This window comes from Acinetobacter sp. ANC 4636 (genome assembly GCF_054454555.1).
In genome coordinates this window covers 12,604-34,938 of the sequence record NZ_JBTKVD010000011.1, presented here as the reverse complement: position 1 = coordinate 34,938, position 22,335 = coordinate 12,604, and the positions used below count along the sequence as shown (strand labels likewise).

Below are 22,335 nucleotides of genomic sequence, written 5' to 3'. Positions count from 1 at the left end.
TTTTTATGGCTCTTCGATAAGTGTCTGGTTACGATCATTCAGTAAATTCATGATCAAATAACAGGTATCTAGTTGGTTTTTTGGTTCTAGCGTTTTTTCTGCAAAACATTCGTCGGCCGCAATGGCTTTACCTTCAGTGTTCCAGCCTTGCGCCCGTAAAATCTGCCCGTTTGAATCGAACTTTACTTTTAAGGCAGGTACATTAGGGTGATACCAGTAATCGCTTTGTGTTGAACCATCAGCGGACATGGTTTCTTGTGAAAGCAGTTGACCCTGACGATTTAACAGTTGGCTAGGCCCAATGAGTTGCTGCTGTTTATTGTATTGAGTCGTAAAAAATACTTCACCTGTCGCATAATAAAGCTTGAGTTCACCTGTGACCGAATTTGGATCGAAACTATGCAAGTCTTCAGACTTGCTCAACCAGAAAGGAGCGGACTGTGGCGTTCTGGTTTGGGTATAAAAATCCTGTACCAGATACTGACCCTGTGCATTTTTGTCTAATAAAACACGGTAATAACCTGTGGTTAATGCTTTGGCTGAATATTCATTGCCAAATTGAATCGGTGAAAAATAGGCAATAATCTGGTTTTTTTGAATTGAACTGGATGTGGCTAATGTACTGTTGATGGTTTTTGCCGACACTGCTGCGGGAGTGACCAAAGTACATGCCAATAGGGCAGTTAAAAGTATTTTTTTCATTGTTGTTCATCATTTTAAATGTCAGAAAAGAATGCCCAAGCCAAATCTGACTTGAGCAAGAGCAGCTTTAATCTGCCATAGTGGCGCTTGTTTGATAAATCTGCATCAGCAGCTGATAGCATTGATCTTGCTGGTTTTTAGGATTTAAGGTTTTTTCGGCAAAACACTGATTGCTAGGGATCGCATGCTGTTGTTGGTCCCAACCTTTTGCCATAGTCACCTGATGCTTGCTATTCATTTCAAAGTTGAGCGCCTGATGCAGCGTTTCTGGATACCAGAAACGTCCCGAATACGAACCATCAGCACGGTTTTCTTCCTGTACGATCAGCTTGCCTTGAGGATTATAAGTGGTTGCCTGACCCGTTGGTTGATGTTGGGCATTATAGGTTGCACGTTGGTAGACCTGCCCGTTACGGTAATACAGAATTAAATCACCGACAACCGATGTCGGGGAAATCTTGTTTAAATCTGCAGGGTTGGTCAGCAAGACTGGACTAGACTGTGGGCGGTGTGATGCCTGATAAAAGTCCTGTATCCAATAACCGCGCTCGTCATGTTTGATTAACACCCGATAGACATCGGCAGAGCGGCCATTGAGCAACAAAATACCGCCTGTCTGCATCGAAGAAAAGTAGGCAATCACAGATTGCTCGGAAGCTGCACTCCCTAAACTGGTTGGAGTAGGTGCAGAAGGTGCAGTCGTGCTTTGGCAAGCGGATAATGCGAGACCACAGGCCAGTATAGATAAAATTTTATAATTACTTTTCATCATGTTCCCTCAACTGATTCGTTGTTCTTGTGGTGTGAAATATAATGTTGCAGCCCTTTTAATAACAAATCTGTTTCTACAACAGGTTGATACTCTTGTAAAAAACGGGCGAATAACGCAGCATCACCGCCTGTTAAAATCAGCTTGCGCGGTGATTGTTCCAGAATTTTCTGAATAGTGCTAATGAGCCCGAGCAAAATACCATGATGTACACAATCCACGGTCGTTCGTCCAGGTTCCAAATGCTCAAATGCCGAATCTGGAATTTTAATGCCTTTGGTATTTTGAATCAGTGAATTCCGTTGTAAATATAGATTAGGTAAAATATAGCCGCCCAAATGCTGCATGCCTTGTGTAAGGTCAATCGTCAGCGCAGTCCCACAACCAATTACGCACAGATCTTGCTCTGGTGCAGCAACTGCCAGAAGCTGTAGCCAGCGGTCAATCCCGAGTTGCTGAATATCGTCATAACCACAGTGCAAGCCTGCATATTCGTGCTGTACTTTGGCAATGTAGAGCGGGGCATTCAGGCGTTTTAAAATACGACTAATCCGATCATTATTTTTTTTATCTAGAACTGAAGAAATCCCAATTCTGCGAATTTGCAGTGCTTTAAAGTGATGAACTAAACCCAGTAGCAAGTCGGCAGGCGATTGCAAATGCAGTTCAGCGCCATGTTCAATCACCTCTTGACCTTGGGTAATCCAGTATTTTAGGCGTGTGTTACCAATATCGAGCCATAAATTTTGCATTATATTCTCGGATTACTGTGTTGAAGGAAGTGGGCGTAAACGTCCTTGATAATACACGGTCTGACCTTGTGCTGTATCGAGCACAATCCCGCCATCATTTTGAATTCCGAGGAATATCCCTTCAGCAACACCTTGTTGATGCTCGAAATTGACCGATTGCCCTTTAAACATTGCCACATGATTAAAGCGCTCTGCCAAATTGTAACAGCCATGATTGAACCATGTGCCTGCCTGTTGAATCGCCACATAAATGTCGTGAATCAACTCAATCCGACTACGATTGTGCAGCCCCAGTTCGCTCAATGAGGTCACTGCCTGATCCAGATTTTGCAGGTCGGGCGGCGTAATAATATTGATGCCAACCCCGATAATTGCCTGATGGGCAGAAAGTGGCTCGACTAAAATACCACCCCATTTCCCTTGGTGACTATATAGATCATTGGGCCATTTGATTTGTAAATTAAAGTCTTTCAGTATAGGCATGTGAAGTAGGTTGAGTGCAACTTCAAGTGCCAAGCGCCCATCAATCGCTGTTTCGGTGTTGATGAGTGTGCTTAAATAGATGTTGCCTTGGGGAGACAGCCATTGCCTTTGATGTTGCCCACGACCTTGGGTTTGTATTTCGCTGCAAACAAGGGCAGTATGCATGCCTTGCTGGGCAAGTGCGCGCACATCATCATTGGTCGATGTCGTGCTATGTTTCAGCAAGACAATATCAGGGGTACAGTTCGACAGTTCGAGTAGCTGCTGTAATTGGCGAGTATCCGCATCCATAATCAACAATTCATGGGAAAACATAAGATGGAGTTAATCATATATTTACTGATTGGTGCAATTGCAGGTTTTGCCGCAGGGTTGTTTGGTGTGGGTGGCGGTCTGATTATTGTTCCAATTTTATATATAGTGTTTACCCAGCAGCATTATGCCCCTGATGTGATTATGCATATGGCACTTGGTACATCGCTTGCAACCATTATGATTACTTCTTTAAGCTCGATTATGGCGCATCATCAAAAAGGCGCAGTGATGTGGTCAGTGGTGCGTAATATTGCCCCTGGTTTGGTGATAGGTTCTTTTTTAGGGGCAGGCGTTGCCGATGTTTTATCTGGGCATAGTTTGCAACTGATTATTGGCGTGTTTGCACTTTGGGTGTCACAGCGCATGTTCTTTGGTGCAAAACAACAGGTTGATACCTCGAAGCAATTACCAACAGTTTGGCAACAGGCACTGGCGGGTTCTGGTATCGGGATTGCTTCAGCAATTTTTGGCATTGGCGGTGGTTCACTGACTGTCCCATACTTAAACAAGCATGGTGTGGTAATGCAAAAAGCAGTGGCGACCTCGGCGGCCTGTGGTTTTCCGATTGCGGTAGCGGGTGCACTGGGGTTTATGTGGTTTGGGGCAAAACAGAGCATCCAGATTCCGCATGCAATTGGTTATGTGCATATTTATGCATTTATTGGCATTAGCATCATGAGTTTTGTCACAGCCAGATTTGGTGCCAAAGTGGCACATGCCTTGTCACCTGCCACACTGAAAAAATGCTTCAGCGGCTTACTTTTTACCGTGGGGAGTTATTTTATTTATCAGGGTGTGATACAACTTTTACAGACCACACATTAAAACAAAATCAAAAATGAAACAGGTGAATCATGCTGCAGCAACCCGCACAATGTCTTGCCGAACAGATTGCCGAACAAATTGCACAGCAAATTATTTCAGGTGAGTTACTTGAAGGCGAGCGAATTCCTGAACTGCGGATTGCCAAAGAAATGCAGGTCAGCCGTGGTTCGGTACGTGAAGCATTGTTATTACTACAACGTACGCATCTAATCGAGATTTATCCGCGTCGTGGTGCCATAGTTACCGAAATGAGCACCGAGCAGGTCAATCAGTTATTTGAAAGCTGTGACATGCTGCTGAGCCAGTTGATTCAGTGTTTTATTTATCATGATGTATCCAGTGAAAAACAAAAAATTCAGCAGCTTGAGCAACAGTTAACATTGCATGTCAAACAGATGCAGTCTGAACAATTTTATGATTTATGGTTTTATTTTCTGTTGAATCATGCAGGGCAGTTTCATAATTTATATTTTACTCAATTTTTTCATGACTTATTTCCTGCACTACGCCGTTGTTATTTTTTAATCCTGAATACCTCTCGGCGTGATTTGGAAGAAACCTTTAATCGCATAAAATGGATGATTGATGCTATTTTGACCCGAAATTTGCAACAAGCCACTTTATTTATGCATGATTTTTGCCGACACTTGCGAGGGCTTGTGTTGGACTCCCTGACACGAATGAAACAGATTGAGTTGGCATGGGCACGTCGCTCACGTCATTAAATTAGGACAGTATGCGTTTAAGCAGTTTAAAACTCTCAGGCTTCAAATCGTTTGCCGACAGTACCACATTACAATTTAAAGCCAACCGTAGTGCGATTGTGGGGCCGAATGGTTGTGGTAAATCCAACGTCATTGATGCCATTCGCTGGGTCATGGGCGAATCCAGTGCACGCCAGTTACGTGGCGGTAGTATGCAGGACGTGATTTTTACGGGAACCGCCAAACGTAAACCTGTGGGCGTGGCGAGTGTCGAGCTACGTTTTGAAAATACCTATGGCAAACTCGGCGGCATGTACAATGCCTACAATGAACTGGCTGTGCGCCGACAGGTAACGCGAGAGGGAAAATCCGAATATTTTCTGAATGGTACGCGCTGTCGCCGCCGTGATATTACCGATATTTTCTTGGGAACAGGGCTTGGGCCCCGTTCTTATGCGATTATTGAACAGGGTATGATTAACCGTTTGGTGGATGCCAAACCTGAAGAAATGCGCGTATTTGTAGAAGAAGCGGCAGGGGTGTCACGTTATCAGGCACGTCGCCGTGAAACCCTGCAACATCTGGAACATACCACGCAAAACTTGGAGCGTCTGGAAGATATTGCCTACGAGTTGAAAGCCCAGCTGAAAACCCTAAAGCGCCAGTCAGAAGCAGCGGTTCAATATAAACAACTTGAACAGCAAGTTCGTACCTTAAAAATAGAAATTCTGTCGTTCCAGTGTCAGCAAAGCCAGCGTTTGCAACAGGAATATACTGCCCAAATGACCGAGTTCGGTGAGCAGTTTAAACTGGTGCGTTCGGAACTGAATACGGTTGAGCATGACCTGACTGAAACCAGTGGTTTGTTTCAGCGTCTGATTCAGCAGTCCACCCCGTTACAACAAGCATGGCAAACCGCCGAGAAAAAACTGTCTGAACTTCAGCTCAATGTTGAACAAAAACAAGCTTTACAGCTACAGAATAGTCAACAAATTTCACAGCTTGAAAAGCAAAAAATGCAGTTGAAAGAACAGTTGCAATTGACTGAAATGCAACTGGATACCTTGCATGAACAATGTGAGCAATTGGCGGAAAGCGTACAACAGGCTGAGCAGAATGATCAGCAGCAACAGCAGCAAAATTCAGACTTGTCTGCACAGTATCAAACTGCATTGCAACAGTATCAGCAGGTCAGAAGCCAAGTTGAGCAGCAACAGCAAAAACATGCCCAAATGCAGTCACAACTGGAGCAGCTTAATAAAAACCTTTTACGTTTAGAACACCAAAAGGAAACGCTGGCACAGCAATATCAGCAAGTCAAAGCCCAAGTTACTCAGCCTGAACTGGAAGATTTTACTGAGCAACAGCACAGCGTTGCCGAGCAAGTGCAGCAAACTGAACAACAGTTACAGATGCTTGAACAGCAAAAACAACAGCAGCAACAAGCCGTTCAACAGCAGCAGCAACAGCTTTCTGCCCAACAGTCACAACTCAAGATTTTGCAGGCAGAACAAAATAACCTGCAAAAACTGATGACCAAGCAACAGCCAAAACAGCAGTCAGCGGCACAGCAGCTGATGCAGGTTTTACAGTTACAAGACGTTGCTAAAGCGCATGCAGGATTGGTGGAAAAATATCTGGCGCAGTGGTTATCGGCTCATGTGTTGTCAGAAGCAGAGTCGTTCCATCCTGAGCAGGCACGGCAACTGCACATCACTGAAACGACTGTGCAGACTGAACTTTTCGGTTTGCCAACACTGGCCAGCTGGATTGCCTATCCTCAAAACTCCCTATGGCAACAGGTTGCTATTGCGCCTGATTTTACTCAGGCGCTGGCTTTGCAGAAACAATTACAGACAGGTCAGACCTTGCTCAGTCTGGATGGTTATTTGCTTGGGCAAGGCTGGGTGATTGGGCTGCTCTATGACGAACAGAGTCAGGCAGCACAAGGTGCATTGAGTCACCGTATTCGCTTGCAGGAAATTGAGCAAGAACTGGCAGAGGGGCAGCAACAATTACAGCAACTGCAACAACAGAGCACTTTGGCTGAACAGACGTTAAAAGAAACTCAACAGCAGATTCAAGAGCAGCAGCAGCACAGTAAAAAACTACGCCAGCAACAACAACAACTGGATGTTCAGGTTGCTAAATTACATAGTGCCCAGCAGGCTTTTGCTGTACAGCAGACACAATTGCAGGTGCAGTTACAACAGTTGGATTTGCAAATCGAAGAAGATGCCATGCAAAAGGACGATCTGGAGATCGATCTACATGCGCTGGCAATCAGGCTGGAACAGGCGTTACCAAACTATAAAACCTTACAGTTTCAGGTGGATGAACTGGCTGAGCAATGTGAACAACAGCAACAGCAGCGTCAGCAGGTACAAGGTCAGTTGCAAGACAGTAAGCAACAGTTGCAACAGCAACAGCAACAGATCGAGCTGCTTGAAAAAGATTTAAGTTTTCTCAAAAGCCAATATGCACAGTGTGTGCAGCAGCTTCAGCAAGCACAAAGTGTGTTACAACCTATACAGCTTGAATTACCGAGCTTGCAAGCGCAACTTGAAGAGCAGCAACAGCAAACTACCGTGCTAGAAAAACAATGGAAAGAATGGCAGCTTGAACTGAATACTGTGCAAGAAAAGCAGCAGCATTTGACTCAGCAGCGCCATCAGCTACAGCAGCAGGATGAACAAGTACGTGAATTGCTTGAACAAAAACGACTGGCATGGCAAGCTGCAAAATCTGACCTGACACATTATACCGAGCAGTTAGAACAGTTAAATGCTGAACCATTGAAAAGCGTTGAAATTGAACTGGTGGCATATCAGACACAACTACAAAAAGCCCAACAGCAGTTTGATAAAATCGGGGCGGTGAATCTGGCAGCATCGCAGGAATATGAAGAAGTTGCTGAGCGTTATGACGAATTGACCCATCAGATGCAGGATCTGCAAAATACCGTGGAGCAGTTGCAACATGCCATGAAAAGTATTGATCAGGAAACGCGTAAGTTATTTATGCAAACTTTTGAACAGATCAATCATGAGTTGCAGGATTTATTTCCAAAAGTGTTTAATGGTGGTGAAGCGAGTTTAAGTCTGGAAGATGACTGGCAATCGGGTGTAAAACTAATGGCTCGACCGCCAGGGAAACGTAACAGTTCTCTGGCATTATTGTCGGGTGGAGAAAAAGCCCTGACAGCGTTGGCATTGGTATTTGCCATTTTTCGTCTTAATCCAGCACCGTTTTGTGTACTGGATGAAGTCGATGCTCCATTAGATGATGCTAACGTGCAGCGTTTTTGTAATTTGGTCAAAGAATTGTCCGAACAGGTACAATTTGTTTACATCACACATAATAAACTGGCAATGACCATGGCGACGGATTTATTGGGTGTTACAATGCCTGAGCCAGGAACATCAAAATTGGTCACTGTGAATTTAGAAGAAGCGAAAGAATACGGGTTAGTTGCGGAGTCATAGTATGGAAATCACCACAATCGTAGGTATTGTGATCGCGGTTGCGATTATTTTATTGGGGTTGTTTTTGCTGTTACGAAAGCCAAAAGAATATGTGCCTTCGCTCGAATCGGAATTACACATTAACCCTGAAACCCATCAGCCTGTGATTCCTCGTTTTGTGCGTGATCAGCTTTCGGCTGCACAGGCATTAGAGCAACGCATTGAACCACATTTAGATGCCGATGATTCAGAGGAAACCAGCACTGCCCCTGAAGTTGAGCCAGCAAAAAAAGCAGAGCCTGAGCCAAGTCAGCTTGTTCTGGAAAAAACAGAGAAGCCTGCGCAAGAGCAAGAACAAAAGCAGCCCGAAACGGTAGAGCAGACTGATCCAGCTATCAATAATGATGAGAAAAAAGCTGAACCTGCTCCAGTACTCAGCTTGAACCCAGACATTGAAACCGTTGCAATTGCAGAGTTTGATGAAGAGAGCTCGATTTTGGACATGCATTTGCATGAACAGCAGCGCTATGACGATGAAAGTGCCTTGTCCAATGCCGAATATATTTTTGCCTTAAATGTGTATCCGAACCCACGCCGTGTATTGTCAGGGGATCGTGCCTTGAAAGTTTTACTCAAATACGGCCTGCGCTTTGGTGAGTTATCTTGTTTCCATCGTTATGAAAATACCGAAGAAGAAGAAAGTCCGCTGATGTTTTCGGTATTGCGTGTTACCGATGAAGGCCCAGCGGGTTTTGACTTGGAAACTTTATCTGCTGAGCAGGTACAGGGCTTTGCCTTTTTCTTGACCTTGCCAAACCCGCACGCACAAGCAGGTTTTGATATGATGGTCAGTATTGCCAATCTGATTGCCCGTGATATCGATGGGAAAGTATTTGATGAAAACAGTTGTGAACTGACTCAGCAACTCAAAGAACACTGGCGCCATCAAATTATTGATTACAAACCGCAAGCGGCACAGAGCAACTAAAAAGCGCTGATTTTAGACTTCAGGGTGGACTATGTCCGCCCTTTTATATGGTGATTTTTTTATGGTGGATACAACCGCAGTCATTGCGCAGATGCGACAACTGATTCAAATTCTGGCAAAGCATAATCATGCCTATTATGTAATGGATCAACCCAGCATTTCAGACAGTGAATACGATCACCTCTTTCATCAACTTAAGGCATTAGAACAGCAATATCCTGAACTGGTTCAGCAAGATACTCCAACTCTGAAAGTGGGTGGGCAAGCACTGAGCAAATTTGAAAGTGTGACCCACGCCGTACCGATGTTGTCGCTTGGCAATGTATTTAACCAAGAAGATTTGTTCGCTTTTGCTCGCCGTGTTGAAGAGCGTTTGCCAAATCAGGAAATTTTGTATGATGTCGAGTTAAAACTGGATGGTCTTGCCATTTCTCTATGGTATGAACATGGAGTTTTAGTCCGTGGCGTAACGCGTGGTGATGGCGAAACAGGTGAAGATATTACCCAAAATGTTAAAACCATTCGTAACCTACCTAAGTTTTTATATAGCACAGACATTAAAATTCCAGAGTTGCTCGAAGTCCGTGGCGAAGTGTTGATGCCAAAATCGGGGTTTGAAAAACTCAATGCGGATCAGCAAGCACGCGGTGAAAAAACTTTTGCCAATCCGCGTAATGCTGCGGCAGGAAGTTTGCGTCAGCTTGATCCTGAAATTGCGGCATCCCGCCCATTGGCATTTTATGCGTATGGGATTGCGCAGTGCGAACCACAACATCATTTGGCATCCATGCATGAAAGCTTGATATGGTTGACCAAAATGGGCTTTGAAATCGCAGAACGCCAATTTTTATGTCAGTCGATTCAGGACGTTCAAGAAAAATATCAGCAGATTCAGCAGGAGCGCCCTGATTTGTCTGTCGAAATTGATGGTATGGTCATTAAAGTTGATAGCCTGAAACAGCAACAGCAATTGGGTTTTTTAAGTCGTGAACCTCGCTGGGCAACTGCCTATAAATTTCCTGCGGTTGCTGCGCTGACGACAGTTGACCAAATTGACTGGCAAGTTGGACGTACAGGCACACTTACTCCAGTTGCACGTTTAAATCCTGTATTTGTGGGTGGTGTAACGGTATCTAATGTCACCTTGCACAACATCGGTGAAATTCACCGTTTGGATGTTCGTGTAGGGGATACCGTGAGTGTCTATCGTACAGGAGACGTTATTCCCAAAGTCGAGAAGGTCTGGCCTGAATTTCGCCCAAATGATGCTGTAGAAATAGTGCTACCAAGTCAGTGCCCAGTCTGTGATTCGCCTGTCGTGATGCCAGAAGGGGAGGCTTTGGCGCGTTGTTCAGGTGGTTTGTACTGTGCGGCACAGCGTATCGAAGCCATTCGTCACTTTGTTTCGCGTAAGGCACTGGATATTGAAGGCTTGGGAGATCGTTGGGTCGAGTCCTTGCTGCATCTGAATTTGCTTAATGATGTGTCTGATATTTACCAGTTGCATCAGCATCGTGAAACGATGCTCGGTATTGAAAAAATGGGTGAGAAATCAGTCCAAAATCTCTTTGATGCGATTGATGCCAGCAAGAAAACTACACTAGCACGTTTTATTTATGCGCTAGGCATTCGTGGTGTGGGGGAAACCACTGCGCGGATGCTTGCCAATACCTTCCAGACTTTTGACGCTCTGCGTCAAGCCGATATTGAAACGCTCAAGAAAACCCCTGATGTTGGTGATATTACTGCAGAATGGATCGTGGATTTCTTTCAGGCACAGCATAATATTGAAGTCGTAGAGCGCCTGCTGGCTGCTGGTTTGACATGGGATGCACCTACTGCACCGACACGCCAACCCTTAAATGGTGAAAGCTGGGTACTGACAGGAACATTGCAGCAATTTACGCGTGATCAAGCCACTCAAATGCTACAGGCACTCGGTGCTCGTGTCAGTGGTAGTGTCTCGAGTAAAACAAAATGTGTAGTTGCAGGTGAAAAAGCGGGCTCTAAACTGGAAAAAGCTGAAAAACTCGGCATACAGGTCTTGAGCGAATCTGAATTTCTAACCTTAATGGCTGAATATGGTCAACAGGTGATTCCTGAATAAAAGCATATTGGTTTTTGATGGCAGAATGTTGAAATTTGTAACTTCAGACCCTGCGCGAATAAGCCCTTAAAATATCTTAAGGGCTTATTTTTAGATTAGAAAATCAGCCAAGTTGAAATATAAATGCGTATGTTTCTCATTTTAATGTTATGAAAAATCATATACTTATAAATCTTATTTTTTGCTTTTTTAGTTTAAACCTTGCATACTAAAATTTATATTCACAGGAGAAATTCACCATGCGTGGCAATCCAGAAGTCATAGACTATTTAAATATGTTGATCGGTGGCGAACTGGCTGCTCGTGATCAATACCTGATCCATTCACGTATGTACGATGACTGGGGTTTAAGCAAAATCTACGAACGCATTGATCATGAAATGCATGAAGAAGCATCGCATGCTGATGCAATTATTCGTCGTGTGCTGTTTTTAGGTGGCACACCCAATATGCTGCGAGACGATGTCGATGTTGGAACCGATGTGGTGAGCTGCCTAAGAGCTGATCTTGCACTCGAATATCATGTGCGTGAAAAATTGGTTCAAGGTATTAAACTTTGCGAAGAGAAAGGCGATTATATTAGCCGTGACATATTACGTCAGCAGTTGTCAGATACTGAAGAAGACCATACTTACTGGCTGGAAAAACAAATGCGCCTGATCGAACTGATCGGGCTACAAAATTATATTCAATCGCAGATTTAAACGGTGCAACGATAAAAAAAGCAGCCTCGATGGCTGCTTTTTTTATGGGTTAAATTTTTGTATGTCCTGCAAAACCTGCGCGGCATGGGTTTGCGTATCCACGCTAGTATAATGATAAACAATCGTACCTTTCGGGTCGAGCAGGAAGCTTTCGCGCTTGGCAATCTGCATAAAACCTAAATTCCGAATAATGCCGAACTGTTTGGCAAGAGTTTGTTGATGGTCTGCCAAAATTGGAAAAGGTAGATTCAGTTTTTCAGAAAATTTTTGATGTGATTTAACATCATCAAGGCTCACACCTAAAACTACGGCATTACTTTTAATAAACTGCGGATAAAGAGCTTTAAACTGGTTAGCTTCTTGAGTGCAACCAGGTGAGTTGTCTTTCGGGTAAAAATACAGAACGACCCATTGACCTTTATACTGGGATAACTGATGCCACTGGCCTTGTTGATCTTGTAATTTGAAGGCTGGTGCTTTTTGTCCGACCCATTGTTTTTGAATTGCAGTGAGTAAATTGTCACTTTCTTTGGCAAGAATGAAAGGACTCAATGTTATTAAACCTACAACAGTACAGCTGGCAAAGAGTGTACGCAAGACGGTCATAATCTCACTCTAAATGACATGATGTCATCCATTCTAGAGGATATGCGATAGCTTGTAATGCCTAAATTTTGTTACAAGCTATCTTGGCTTAACTTAAACGTAGTCTAAGCCAATATCCAAATAACGTGCACTATGGGTGACATAGCCAAGTGCCAAGAAATCGACCCCTGTTTCTGCAACACTTGGTGCAGTTTCTGGAGTAATTCCGCCTGAGGCTTCCATTTGCGCTTTACCTTGACACATTGCCACGGCTGTACGTAACTGTTCCAGACTCATATTATCTAACAGAACTAAAGAAACGCCTTCTTGCAGGACTTGCTCAAGTTGTTCAAGCGTATCCACTTCAACTTCGACAGGAATTAAATGCCCAGCGTATGCTTTGGCACGCTGAATCGTTTGAATAATGTCACCACCTGCCAGCGCAATGTGGTTATCTTTAATCAAAATCGCATCATCAAGTCCCATACGGTGATTGCGTCCGCCACCGACACGCACGGCATACTTTTGTACATCACGCAAACCAGGAATGGTTTTACGAGTACAGGTAATTTTTGCAGCCGTATGTGAAATACTACTTTGTAGTTCATGTGTGGTAGTGGCAATACCACTTAAATGAGTCAGAAAATTTAAAGCGGTACGTTCAGCACTCAAAATTGCTCGTGCATTACCTCGAATACTTGCAATGATGCTGCCTTTATTTAAGACATCTCCATCTTGCAATTGTGCTGTAAACTCAATCTCTGGATTCATAAGTGCAAAGGCAAGACGGGCCAGTTGAACACCGCAAACAATCCCGGATTCACGGGCAATAATATGTAATTCAGTATTTTGCTGTGAATCAATTGTGGCTTCGGAAGTAATATCTCCGCGTCGTCCCAAGTCTTCCCTTAATGCGGATTGAACCAGTGGTTGAATTAACACATCTGGCAATGCATAACGCATGACGAATCTCTCCAATATATGCTCAAACGGAGTATATATTGTTCACTATCTAACACGCAAATATTAATTTTCAGGGTTAAAAAACGGCATAATTTTGAGTTTTATCAAAAATAGTCATGATTTTTGAATGTTTGATAAAAGTGAAAGTGTGGTATTTGTCAATTTATTAATTTATTTCAATATGTTAAGTGTATTTAATCGGACTGGTAATTTGTGCAATTTGGGATTTATGCTAATTTTGAGTTAAATAGCAAATTTTCTTGGTTTGCTATTTAACTGGGTATCAAAATTGGAAGCTTAGTTGTTCATAATGGGAAGCTTATAGCCTGAAAGTAAACTTTCTTGTAAGACATTTTCTTTAAAACGGTAAAGTTGTGCAGGGCGACCACGCTCTGGAATGGCTTCTTTACCTGTAGGTTCAACCAAGTTTTGGTTGTGTATCAGGCGGCGGAAATTCTGTTTATGTAATTCCACACCGCTGAGCGCTTGAATACTTTGTTGTAATTGGTACAAGGTAAACTCGGGTGGCATTAACTCAAAAATCACTGGGCGGTATTGTAATTTAGAGCGTAAGCGGGACATGGCTGTGGCTAAAACACGACGGTGATGGTTGTGCATGGCTTTACCTGTAATCGATTCAGGCAGGCGACCATCATAATATGGCGATTCGGCGATTAGCCCGACTTCATACATGAGCTCGTAGCGGAGTAGGGTGTTTTCTTCAAGCCAATCATAGTTCGATAGCCCCCAACATAAATTCATACGCTGTTGACGTGCTTGGCGTAGGTATACCGAGGCAGCAGAGTCGACCCAGTTTTGAATTTTAGGCAAAATTCGCTGACAAACTTGTTCAGCATCTTTGGTACGACGATCTTCCCATGGGAAATACTCGTACCAATCATGCCATTTTGCTGCAAGTTTTAGGTTTTGTTCATCGACTTCTTTAACCAATCCTAAATAACTAATGTATACCACTGGATGCCCAGAATCCTGCGAACGTTTGATGTCAACAAAGGTATACAGTTGTTCCATATAACCCAAAGGTTGCTCGGTTTGTTGTTGAACCCAAGCACGTGCGCCTGCTTGTAATGAATGATGAATTGGGGTTAATGGTCCAAAAGGTAAAAGAGTGCCATCTTGAATGGTGAGTACCCGCGCGGAAAAGTTGGTCACCGCAATTAAAACGGCAACTAGTTCGGTTGCAGTTTCCTGGGATTTGGAAAGTTCTAAATGGACGTGTGACTGCATCTTTGGTCTTATGTTTGTTGCTATCGGGTTCATTGTATGAGAAATATTGGATTAAACAAAACCCCTATGCATATTCTCTAAGCAGTTTTCTTATATAAAAAATAAATACATAAACAACAGTCATTTACGCATAATTATACTCTTTTTGAGCAAAAAGGGTTTGAATTTATATACTCATTGTGAGCATAATTGTGCGCATATTCATTGTTGGAATGCCGTTATGAAGGAACATTTGGCTAGCTATCCTTATGAAAAGCCAAGCTTGGATTATATGCAAACGCATATTGAGTTTGCCGCTGAGGCGCAGCAAAGCAATGCCTGTACCTTGCATGAAGCGTGGGCAAAGGTGCCTGCAGCATTAAATGCAACAGAAATCCAACAATACCAAGAACAAATTCGTGAACTTTTAAAACAGCACAATGCCGTGATGGTGGCACATTACTATGTGGAACCTGAGTTGCAAGATTTAGCCTTGGCAACAGGTGGCATGGTGGGTGACTCACTGGAAATGGCAAAATTCTGTAAAAATCACCCTGCCGATACCTTGTTGGTCGTGGGTGTGCGTTTTATGGGTGAAACTGCCAAAATTCTCAGCCCGCAAAAAACGGTACTCATGCCAGATCTGGAAGCGACCTGTTCGCTAGATTTGGGCTGCCCAGCGGATGAATTTAAACAATTTTGTGATGCGCACCCTGACCGTACAGTCGTGGTTTATGCTAACACCAGTGCGGAAGTCAAAGCGCATGCAGATTGGGTGGTCACGTCATCTATTGCGATTGAAATTGTTGAGTATTTGCACAGTCAGGGCAAAAAAATTATTTGGGGACCTGACCGTCACCTTGGGCAATATATCCAAAATAAAACAGGCGCAGACATGCTGCTCTGGCAAGGTTCATGTATCGTTCATAACGAGTTTAAGGGTATTGAGCTGACTCATTTGAAACAGCAGCATCCTGAAGCGATTGTGTTGGTGCATCCAGAATCACCTGCTGAAGTTGTAGCACAAGCCGATGTGGTGGGCTCAACCAGTAAATTACTCAATGCTGCAGTACAGCGTCCCGAACATGAGTTTATTGTGGCAACTGATCAGGGCATTTTGCACGAAATGCAAAAACAAGCTCCACATAAAACCTTTATTGCTGCACCCACAGCAGGCAATGGTGCAACCTGTAAATCTTGTGCATTTTGCCCGTGGATGGCAATGAATGGCTTGGCGGCTTGTGCAGAAGTTTTACGTAATCAAAGTCAGCAAGTCCAGCTTGATGCCGCGCTCATCGAAGAAGCACGTGCACCAATCCAACGGATGCTAGATTTCTCTGAAGCCTACAAAAACTACCATCAACAGCAACAATTGGGTGCGGGTTTAGCCCAATTTCAACAATGGCTGGCAACGCAATATGAAGCAAAATATTCAGCATTATGATGTTTTAATTGTTGGGGCAGGTTTAGCGGGTTTGACCGTTGCCCTGTCCTTGCCTGAACAGTTCAAAATTGCCTTACTCGCAAAACAGGATTTAAACACCTGTTCCAGCAATATGGCTCAAGGTGGTATCGCAGCAGTACTTGATCCGCAAGATACTGTGGCTGAACATGTTCAAGATACATTAGTCGCAGGTGCGGGACTCTGTCATATAGAGAATACTACACATATTTTAGCGCATGCGGCTGAGGCGATTGACTGGTTGTGTCAGTCTGGTGTGCCATTTACCTACCATGAGAAAAATTTACATTTGACTCGTGAAGGTGGGCATGGGCATCGCCGTATCGTGCATGCTGCCGATCATACAGGCTGGTCAGTCACGCAGACTTTGCAACAGCAATTGGCGCAAAAAAACAATGTGACCTGTTTGACTGAACACCGCTTACAGCAGTTGTATGTTGAAGATCAGCGTTGTTATGGAGCTGAGTTAAAAGATTCAGCACAACAATCAGTACAAGTATTTGCCAAATATGTGATTTTAGCGACAGGTGGCACAGGTCAGCTGTTTGAACTCACCACCAATCCTGAGACTTCAACAGGCGATGGCGTGGCATTGGCATGGCAAGCAGGCTGTCGTGTGGCAAATCTGGAATTTATCCAATTCCACCCAACGGCATTGGCGCTTAAAGGTAGTAAAACTTTCCTGATTTCTGAAGCGTTGCGTGGTGAAGGCGGTATCTTGCGTAATCAGCAAGGTGAGCGTTTTATGCCTGCCTATGATGAGCGTCTGGAACTTGCTCCTCGTGATATCGTGGCGCGCGCCATTGCCGATCAAATCCAGAAACAGCAGCAACAGCCAGTTTTACTGGATATGACCCATTTGGAAAAAGCTTTTATTACCGAGCATTTTCCATCGATTTATCAGCATTGTCTTGAGCAAGGTTTAGATATTAGTCAGCAACCAATTCCTGTTGCACCTGCAGCGCATTATGCCTGTGGTGGTGTGCTCACTGATGCGATTGGGCATACTGATATTGAAAACCTGTTTGCGATCGGGGAAGTGGCATGTACAGGTTTACATGGTGCGAACCGTTTAGCCAGTAACTCATTGCTTGAATGTATGGTGATGGGACGTGATGTTGCACACGCGATTGTTCAGCAAGATGAGTGGCAAGTCCCGAAAGCCGAAGCAGAACTGGTACAACCAAATTTCACTGCTGTTTCTACACAGTTTGAACTGGAAGATGATTTTGATGTTGCAACATTGCAGCAAAAAATGACCCAGTATTTTGGTATTCAGCGTGACTTTACAGGCATGCAATATTTGTATGCACAGCTTAATCACTGGTGGCTAATGACCGAGCAGCAATATCCAATGCTTTTGACTGCAATGTTGATGGTGCATAGTGCCTTACAACGTCAGGAAAGTCGTGGAACACATTTCAATCGCGACTGTCCACAGACCTTAGCTGAGGCAAAAATGAGTGTGATCGCAGCGCCTGCACAGCAAGCAGTGCAGCAACCAGAAGTAAGCTCTGCACTGTGCTAGTTAGGGTAAAAATGGTAGATCTTGCACATCGATCATAAAGGCTTTGTCTTATACTGCTACGCATATCGTTGTAGATGAGAACAGATCGATGCTAAAGAAAATCTTGCTGATTACAGGTTGGGGTGTAGGAACTGCACCCCTCATGCCATTGCAACAGGCATTACAGCAAGTTGGGCATCGGGTGGAACTAGCGGATATTTTTGACTGGTTTGATCTTACTCAAAAACAGCAGATGCTTGCCCGTGTTACTGAGGTGGATGTAATCATCGGCTGGTCACTGGGCGGACAATTGGCACTGTTACTGGTCGATGCCTATCAACAACTCACAGGACAGCAAAAAACACTGATTAACTTGGCGAGTAATCCGTGTTTTGTGGCACAGGAAAACTGGTCTTGTGCCATGCCTGAAACTGAATTTACTCAGTTTTTCCAAGCCTTTCAGCAAAATCCTCAAGCGACTCTCAAGCGTTTTTATCTGAACATTTGCCGCGGTGATGCTCAAGCAAAACAGCACTGGCTGAGTTTGCAAAATACTGCCAATCCCCCAGAAAATGAGTTGTTATTGCAAGGCTTGATTCTGTTACGGGATCTAAACTTGGTCGATAAATGGTTGCAATATGCCAATTCGGCTTATTTTGTCTTTACGCAACAGGATGCAGTCGTTCCTTGCCAGATTGCACAAAAAGCCCCTGATTTTGTTGTTAAAGCACCACATATCACGATGTTACCAGAACTGAGCCATGCCTTTCCTGTGACCCATCCAGTGCTTGCTGCTGAACAAATTTGTCAATTTCTGACTGAAGCGTCGTTTGCCTGAATTTGACTGATCTGGCAATGGCATCCATGCTAGAAACGGATTAACATCAATGCCATTGAGGTTAAAAAAGGTGGTTTTGGATGACAGATTTATTTGATGCACAACACTTATGGCATCCATATACATCAATGATTAATCCATTACCCACATTTAAGGTTAAGCAAGCTTTTGCATCGACCATTGAACTGGATGATGGTCGTCAACTCATCGATGGTATGTCCTCTTGGTGGTGTGCGATTCATGGTTACAATCATCCCGTGCTGAATCAGGCAGTCACTGATCAGTTACAATGTATGTCACATATCATGTTCGGGGGATTTACCCACGACCCAGCGATTGAGCTGGGTAAGGCACTGCTCGAAATTGTGCCGCCATCACTAGATAAAATCTTCTATGCAGACTCGGGTTCAGTATCGGTTGAAGTTGCACTGAAAATGGCAGTGCAGTACTGGACAGCGCAAGGCAAGCCACAAAAAACCAATTTTATTACCACGCGTTCGGGCTATCACGGCGATACATGGAATGCCATGTCGGTCTGTGACCCTGTTACGGGTATGCATCAGATTTTCGGTTCATCTTTGCCGATTCGTTATTTTGTTCCAGCGCCACAAAGCCGTTTTGATGGGGAATGGGATGCTCAGGATATTGCTGAACTGGCGCAAACCTTGGAGCAACAGCACCAAAATATTGCGGCACTGATTATTGAACCAATTGTACAAGGTGCGGGCGGGATGCGTTTTTATCATCCCGAATATTTGCGCCAAGCCAAACTGCTTTGCCTGAAATATAATATTTTGCTGATTTTTGATGAAATCGCCACAGGTTTTGGACGTACAGGTAAACTCTTTGCATGGGAACATGCGGGTGTTGAGCCTGACATTATGTGTATTGGTAAAGGGCTAACGGGTGGCTATATGACACTGGCTGCAACCTTGACCACGCGACATGTGGCAGAAACCATTTCTAAAGGTGAAGCAGGTGTGTTTATGCATGGCCCCACCTTTATGGCAAACCCATTGGCATGCGCGGTGGCAGTGGCAAGCACCAAGTTGCTGCTTTCCCAAGACTGGCAAGCTAATATTCAGCGTATTGAACAACATTTAAAACAAGGTTTGGCATCGCTTGCAGACTTGGAACATGTGGCCGATGTCCGTGTACTCGGTGCAATTGGTGTAGTGGAACTGACCGAAGTCGTCAATATGGTGAGCTTGCAGCAACAATTTGTAGCGCGTGGCATATGGGTACGCCCATTTGGCAAACTGGTGTATGTCATGCCACCTTATGTAATTTGCCCCGAAGAATTAGAAGTTTTATTACGTGAACTCAAAGCGGTGGTCGCAGCAATAACCTCAGGAGAAGCGAATGTCCCTGCTTGAACACTATGCAGTACAGCTTGACCAGTTAAAACAACAAGGCAACTATCGCCAATTTACTGAAAACCGCCAACATGGGCAGTACATTGAAATTGCAGGGCAGCAGATGCTGAACCTGTCATCGAATGATTATCTTGGGCTTGCTGCCGAGGTAAGTTTACGCGAGCAGTTTTTTGCCCAGTACCCAGTGGCAGAGTGCTATTTGAGCAGCTCGTCATCGCGTTTGTTAACAGGGAATTTCCCTGAATATGCCGACTTGGAGCAAAGCCTGTCGCAAGCATTTTCTGGGCGAGCGGCGTTATTGTTCAATAGTGGCTACCACATGAATGTCGGGATTTTACCTGCGGTGGCAGACAGTAAAACCCTGATTTTGGCAGATAAACTGGTGCATGCCAGTATGATTGACGGGATTCGTCTGAGTGCTGCCAAATATGTGCGTTATCGCCACAATGATTTGCAACATTTACAAAGCCTGCTTGAAAAATATCATGATGATGCCGAGATTGAGCGGATTATCGTGGTGACTGAAAGTATTTTCAGTATGGATGGCGATGAAACTGATCTGACCGCATTGGTAGCGATTAAACGCCAGTTTGCCAAAGTCATGCTGTATGTCGATGAAGCACATTCGATTGGGGTGCGCGGCGAACGTGGTTTGGGCTGTGCAGAGCAGCATCAATGTATTGAAGAGATTGATTTCTTGGTCGGTACATTTGGTAAAGCCATGGCTTCAGTTGGCGGCTATTTGCTGTGTGATCCAATCATTAAAGCCTATTTGATCAATAGCATGCGCCCGCTGATTTTTAGTACTGCTTTGCCACCTGTGAATATTGCATGGACGAAATTTATTTTTGAACATATGCAAGGTTTAACTGCTGAGCGCCAACATTTGGCACAGACCAGTCACTATTTACAGCAGCAAGTCTTGGCATGTGGTTACGATAGTCCATCGACCACGCATATTGTGCCGATTGTGATTGGTGCGAGTGATCAAGCCGTTGCGAAAGCAAAAGAGTTACAGCAGCATGGTTTTTATGTCATGCCTGTACGCCCACCAACAGTTCCGAAAAATGCTGCGCGGTTAAGAGTGTCGCTGACGGCACAAACCCAGCAGGACGCGCTTGAAGCCTTGGTACAATGGTTGTGAATCAGATGACTTCGCTCGATAAAAGTGTGATCCAACAGCGTTTTGCCAAAGCTCGTGAAACTTATACGGTACAAGCTGTGGCACAGCAGCAGATCTGTGAACATCTGGCGCAGTTGATGCAACAGTTTTGCCCTGAGCAGTTGCCACGAATTTTTGAAATCGGTTGTGGCTCAGGTACGCTGACTCGCTTGTTGCAGCAACAGTTTGCTGTGCAGCATTATGTCGTCAATGACTTGTATGCTGAGGTGATGGAATTTTTCCCTGAACAGCAGGTTGAGTTCTGTATTGGTGATGCTGAAAAAATTGCTTTTCCAAATGCACTTGCGGCGGTGGTGTCGAGCTCGGCATTGCAATGGATGCAGGATTTATCGGCAGTTTTTGCCAAAATTCATGCCGCTTTAAACTTGCAGGGCTGGTTGTGTTTTTCAACCTTTGGTTCAAAGAATCTATGGCAAATCAAACAATTGATTGGTCAGGGCTTGGATTACTATTCGCTTGAGCAGTTACAAGATTTGCTGCAACAGCAAGGTTTTGAAGTAGTGCATGCTGAACAGGAACTGATAGAGCTTGAGTTTGCCCAGCCGCGTGATGTACTGAAACATCTAAAAGCGACAGGTGTCACCGCAACCAACCGTGACTTTGCATGGACAAAGCAGCGTTTGCAGCAGTTCTATGCAGATTATGCACAGCTCAAATCAGCACAGTCACAACAGCAGTATCCACTGACTTATCATCCTATTTATATCATTGCTCGGAGGTTGACATGAGCGCCCAAATTTATTTTATCAGTGGTATTGATACAGGAATTGGGAAGACCTTCGCCACGGGATTTTTGGCGAAAACCTTGGCAGAGCAACAGCAAAAAGTCATTACTCAGAAACTGATCCAGACGGGCAATGTTGATGTGTCTGAAGATCTGGAAAAGCACCGTGAAATCATGGCGACAGGCTGGTTGCCAGAAGATCATGAAAAGCTGACCATGCCAGAAATTTTTACTTATCCGGCATCGCCGCATTTGGCTAGTGAACTGGATGGACGTGAGATTGATTTTGTCAAAATCAATGCAGCAACTGAAACTTTGGCACAGCGCTATGACGTCGTGTTATTGGAAGGTGCAGGTGGTTTGATGGTGCCTTTAACTCGCCGTTTGTTGACCATCGATTTTGTTAAACAACAGGGTTATCCTGTGGTCTTAGTGTCTTCAGGACGTTTGGGCAGTATTAACCATACCTTACTGAGTCTTGAAGCCTTAAAAGTACGTCAGATTCCATTGTATGCACTGGCCTATAATCTCAATGATGACTCACAAGATGAGATCATTGCTAAAGATACACGGCAGTTGCTTAAAGCTTATTTGTCGGAACATTTCCCTGATACCTTGTGGATTGATGTCCCTGTTCTTGTAGTTTGATTGCAAGTC

The 22,335-nt window shown here is 44.2% G+C and carries 20 protein-coding genes; 13 read left to right on the top strand and 7 right to left on the bottom strand.

All coding sequences use genetic code 11. From position 1 onward, the window contains the following. Window positions 1-3: 3 nt before the first annotated feature. From ACX1N5_RS12005 to ACX1N5_RS11990, 4 genes are all read right to left on the bottom strand, one after another. The gene (locus tag ACX1N5_RS12005) at window positions 4-702 is read right to left on the bottom strand and encodes a hypothetical protein (protein ID WP_131382282.1); all 699 of its coding nucleotides are present in this window, start codon (window positions 700-702) and stop codon (window positions 4-6) included. 67 nt (window positions 703-769) lie between these two features. After that, on the bottom strand, window positions 770-1,474 hold the full coding sequence (locus tag ACX1N5_RS12000) for a toxin-antitoxin system YwqK family antitoxin (RefSeq protein WP_228259313.1): 705 nt from the start codon (window positions 1,472-1,474) through the stop codon (window positions 770-772). Further along, a complete protein-coding gene (locus ACX1N5_RS11995) occupies window positions 1,471-2,223 on the bottom strand; it encodes a type III pantothenate kinase (RefSeq protein WP_131382281.1) in 753 nt (250 codons plus the stop codon). Before ACX1N5_RS11995 ends, ACX1N5_RS12000 begins: the two co-directional genes overlap by 4 nt. A 12-nt stretch (window positions 2,224-2,235) precedes the next feature. Then, window positions 2,236-2,997 (bottom strand): biotin--[acetyl-CoA-carboxylase] ligase, encoded by a 762-nt coding sequence (locus ACX1N5_RS11990; protein ID WP_165493030.1) that lies wholly within the window; start codon window positions 2,995-2,997, stop codon window positions 2,236-2,238. A gap of 27 nt (window positions 2,998-3,024) precedes the next feature. Here ACX1N5_RS11990 and ACX1N5_RS11985 point away from each other — a divergent pair, with 27 nt between their 5' ends. From ACX1N5_RS11985 to ftn, 6 genes are all read left to right on the top strand, one after another. Further along, window positions 3,025-3,846 carry a sulfite exporter TauE/SafE family protein gene (locus tag ACX1N5_RS11985; protein WP_131382279.1) on the top strand — a complete coding sequence of 274 codons (822 nt, stop codon included), beginning with the start codon at window positions 3,025-3,027 and terminating at the stop codon, window positions 3,844-3,846. Between the two features lie 29 nt (window positions 3,847-3,875). Beyond that, window positions 3,876-4,571: a GntR family transcriptional regulator gene (locus ACX1N5_RS11980; protein WP_458802821.1), complete on the top strand. Its 696-nt coding sequence runs from the start codon at window positions 3,876-3,878 to the stop codon at window positions 4,569-4,571. Between the two features lie 11 nt (window positions 4,572-4,582). Then, window positions 4,583-8,035: a chromosome segregation protein SMC gene (gene smc, locus ACX1N5_RS11975; protein WP_458802823.1), complete on the top strand. Its 3,453-nt coding sequence runs from the start codon at window positions 4,583-4,585 to the stop codon at window positions 8,033-8,035. A 1-nt stretch (window position 8,036) separates the two neighbouring features. Next, entirely contained in the window at window positions 8,037-9,002 is a 966-nt protein-coding gene (locus ACX1N5_RS11970; protein ID WP_458802825.1) for a cell division protein ZipA C-terminal FtsZ-binding domain-containing protein, read from the top strand. 61 nt (window positions 9,003-9,063) lie between these two features. Continuing rightward, complete coding sequence (gene ligA / locus ACX1N5_RS11965) at window positions 9,064-11,109, top strand: NAD-dependent DNA ligase LigA (protein ID WP_458802859.1); 2,046 nt, start codon at window positions 9,064-9,066, stop codon at window positions 11,107-11,109. Between the two features lie 239 nt (window positions 11,110-11,348). Continuing rightward, on the top strand, window positions 11,349-11,813 hold the full coding sequence (ftn, locus tag ACX1N5_RS11960) for a heteropolymeric bacterioferritin subunit Ftn (RefSeq protein ID WP_458802827.1): 465 nt from the start codon (window positions 11,349-11,351) through the stop codon (window positions 11,811-11,813). 42 nt (window positions 11,814-11,855) lie between these two features. On the opposite strand, the gene ACX1N5_RS11955 is transcribed toward ftn, so the two are convergent. From ACX1N5_RS11955 to ACX1N5_RS11945, 3 genes are all read right to left on the bottom strand, one after another. Continuing rightward, the gene (locus ACX1N5_RS11955; protein ID WP_458802829.1) at window positions 11,856-12,419 is read right to left on the bottom strand and encodes a peroxiredoxin; all 564 of its coding nucleotides are present in this window, start codon (window positions 12,417-12,419) and stop codon (window positions 11,856-11,858) included. A gap of 93 nt (window positions 12,420-12,512) precedes the next feature. Next, window positions 12,513-13,361 (bottom strand): carboxylating nicotinate-nucleotide diphosphorylase, encoded by an 849-nt coding sequence (gene nadC / locus ACX1N5_RS11950; RefSeq protein ID WP_458802831.1) that lies wholly within the window; start codon window positions 13,359-13,361, stop codon window positions 12,513-12,515. 297 nt (window positions 13,362-13,658) lie between these two features. Next, window positions 13,659-14,609 carry an NUDIX hydrolase gene (locus ACX1N5_RS11945; protein WP_131382272.1) on the bottom strand — a complete coding sequence of 317 codons (951 nt, stop codon included), beginning with the start codon at window positions 14,607-14,609 and terminating at the stop codon, window positions 13,659-13,661. A gap of 271 nt (window positions 14,610-14,880) precedes the next feature. On the opposite strand from ACX1N5_RS11945, the gene nadA reads away from it, so the two are divergent. From nadA to bioD, 7 genes are all read left to right on the top strand, one after another. After that, window positions 14,881-16,032, top strand: coding sequence for a quinolinate synthase NadA (gene nadA / locus ACX1N5_RS11940; protein ID WP_458802860.1), 1,152 nt, complete (start codon window positions 14,881-14,883; stop codon window positions 16,030-16,032). Further along, a complete protein-coding gene (gene nadB / locus ACX1N5_RS11935; RefSeq protein ID WP_458802833.1) occupies window positions 16,007-17,578 on the top strand; it encodes an L-aspartate oxidase in 1,572 nt (523 codons plus the stop codon). The genes nadA and nadB overlap by 26 nt, the downstream gene beginning before the upstream one ends. Before the next feature lie 88 nt (window positions 17,579-17,666). Continuing rightward, window positions 17,667-18,395, top strand: a complete 729-nt coding sequence (locus ACX1N5_RS11930; protein ID WP_458802835.1) for an alpha/beta fold hydrolase — start codon at window positions 17,667-17,669, stop codon at window positions 18,393-18,395. An 80-nt stretch (window positions 18,396-18,475) separates the two neighbouring features. After that, window positions 18,476-19,771: an adenosylmethionine--8-amino-7-oxononanoate transaminase gene (gene bioA, locus ACX1N5_RS11925; protein WP_458802837.1), complete on the top strand. Its 1,296-nt coding sequence runs from the start codon at window positions 18,476-18,478 to the stop codon at window positions 19,769-19,771. After that, on the top strand, window positions 19,758-20,915 hold the full coding sequence (locus ACX1N5_RS11920; RefSeq protein WP_458802839.1) for an 8-amino-7-oxononanoate synthase: 1,158 nt from the start codon (window positions 19,758-19,760) through the stop codon (window positions 20,913-20,915). Before bioA ends, ACX1N5_RS11920 begins: the two co-directional genes overlap by 14 nt. Then, window positions 20,906-21,682 carry a malonyl-ACP O-methyltransferase BioC gene (gene bioC, locus ACX1N5_RS11915; protein WP_458802841.1) on the top strand — a complete coding sequence of 259 codons (777 nt, stop codon included), beginning with the start codon at window positions 20,906-20,908 and terminating at the stop codon, window positions 21,680-21,682. Before ACX1N5_RS11920 ends, bioC begins: the two co-directional genes overlap by 10 nt. Further along, window positions 21,679-22,326, top strand: coding sequence for a dethiobiotin synthase (gene bioD / locus ACX1N5_RS11910; protein WP_458802842.1), 648 nt, complete (start codon window positions 21,679-21,681; stop codon window positions 22,324-22,326). The genes bioC and bioD overlap by 4 nt, the downstream gene beginning before the upstream one ends. Window positions 22,327-22,335 lie beyond the last annotated feature (9 nt).

Excerpts from the sequence above, each read along its gene's own strand:
- ACX1N5_RS12005 (WP_131382282.1), bottom strand. The coding sequence starts at position 702 with ATGAAAAAAATACTTTTAACTGCCCTATTGGCATGTACTTTGGTCACT.
- ACX1N5_RS12000 (WP_228259313.1), bottom strand. The coding sequence starts at position 1,474 with ATGATGAAAAGTAATTATAAAATTTTATCTATACTGGCCTGTGGTCTC.
- ACX1N5_RS11995 (WP_131382281.1), bottom strand. The coding sequence starts at position 2,223 with ATGCAAAATTTATGGCTCGATATTGGTAACACACGCCTAAAATACTGG.
- ACX1N5_RS11990 (WP_165493030.1), bottom strand. The coding sequence starts at position 2,997 with ATGGATGCGGATACTCGCCAATTACAGCAGCTACTCGAACTGTCGAAC.
- ACX1N5_RS11985 (WP_131382279.1), top strand. The coding sequence starts at position 3,025 with ATGGAGTTAATCATATATTTACTGATTGGTGCAATTGCAGGTTTTGCC.
- ACX1N5_RS11980 (WP_458802821.1), top strand. The coding sequence starts at position 3,876 with ATGCTGCAGCAACCCGCACAATGTCTTGCCGAACAGATTGCCGAACAA.
- smc (WP_458802823.1), top strand. The coding sequence starts at position 4,583 with ATGCGTTTAAGCAGTTTAAAACTCTCAGGCTTCAAATCGTTTGCCGAC.
- ACX1N5_RS11970 (WP_458802825.1), top strand. The coding sequence starts at position 8,037 with ATGGAAATCACCACAATCGTAGGTATTGTGATCGCGGTTGCGATTATT.
- ligA (WP_458802859.1), top strand. The coding sequence starts at position 9,064 with ATGGTGGATACAACCGCAGTCATTGCGCAGATGCGACAACTGATTCAA.
- ftn (WP_458802827.1), top strand. The coding sequence starts at position 11,349 with ATGCGTGGCAATCCAGAAGTCATAGACTATTTAAATATGTTGATCGGT.
- ACX1N5_RS11955 (WP_458802829.1), bottom strand. The coding sequence starts at position 12,419 with ATGACCGTCTTGCGTACACTCTTTGCCAGCTGTACTGTTGTAGGTTTA.
- nadC (WP_458802831.1), bottom strand. The coding sequence starts at position 13,361 with ATGCGTTATGCATTGCCAGATGTGTTAATTCAACCACTGGTTCAATCC.
- ACX1N5_RS11945 (WP_131382272.1), bottom strand. The coding sequence starts at position 14,609 with ATGCAGTCACACGTCCATTTAGAACTTTCCAAATCCCAGGAAACTGCA.
- nadA (WP_458802860.1), top strand. The coding sequence starts at position 14,881 with ATGCAAACGCATATTGAGTTTGCCGCTGAGGCGCAGCAAAGCAATGCC.
- nadB (WP_458802833.1), top strand. The coding sequence starts at position 16,007 with ATGAAGCAAAATATTCAGCATTATGATGTTTTAATTGTTGGGGCAGGT.
- ACX1N5_RS11930 (WP_458802835.1), top strand. The coding sequence starts at position 17,667 with ATGCTAAAGAAAATCTTGCTGATTACAGGTTGGGGTGTAGGAACTGCA.
- bioA (WP_458802837.1), top strand. The coding sequence starts at position 18,476 with ATGACAGATTTATTTGATGCACAACACTTATGGCATCCATATACATCA.
- ACX1N5_RS11920 (WP_458802839.1), top strand. The coding sequence starts at position 19,758 with ATGTCCCTGCTTGAACACTATGCAGTACAGCTTGACCAGTTAAAACAA.
- bioC (WP_458802841.1), top strand. The coding sequence starts at position 20,906 with ATGGTTGTGAATCAGATGACTTCGCTCGATAAAAGTGTGATCCAACAG.
- bioD (WP_458802842.1), top strand. The coding sequence starts at position 21,679 with ATGAGCGCCCAAATTTATTTTATCAGTGGTATTGATACAGGAATTGGG.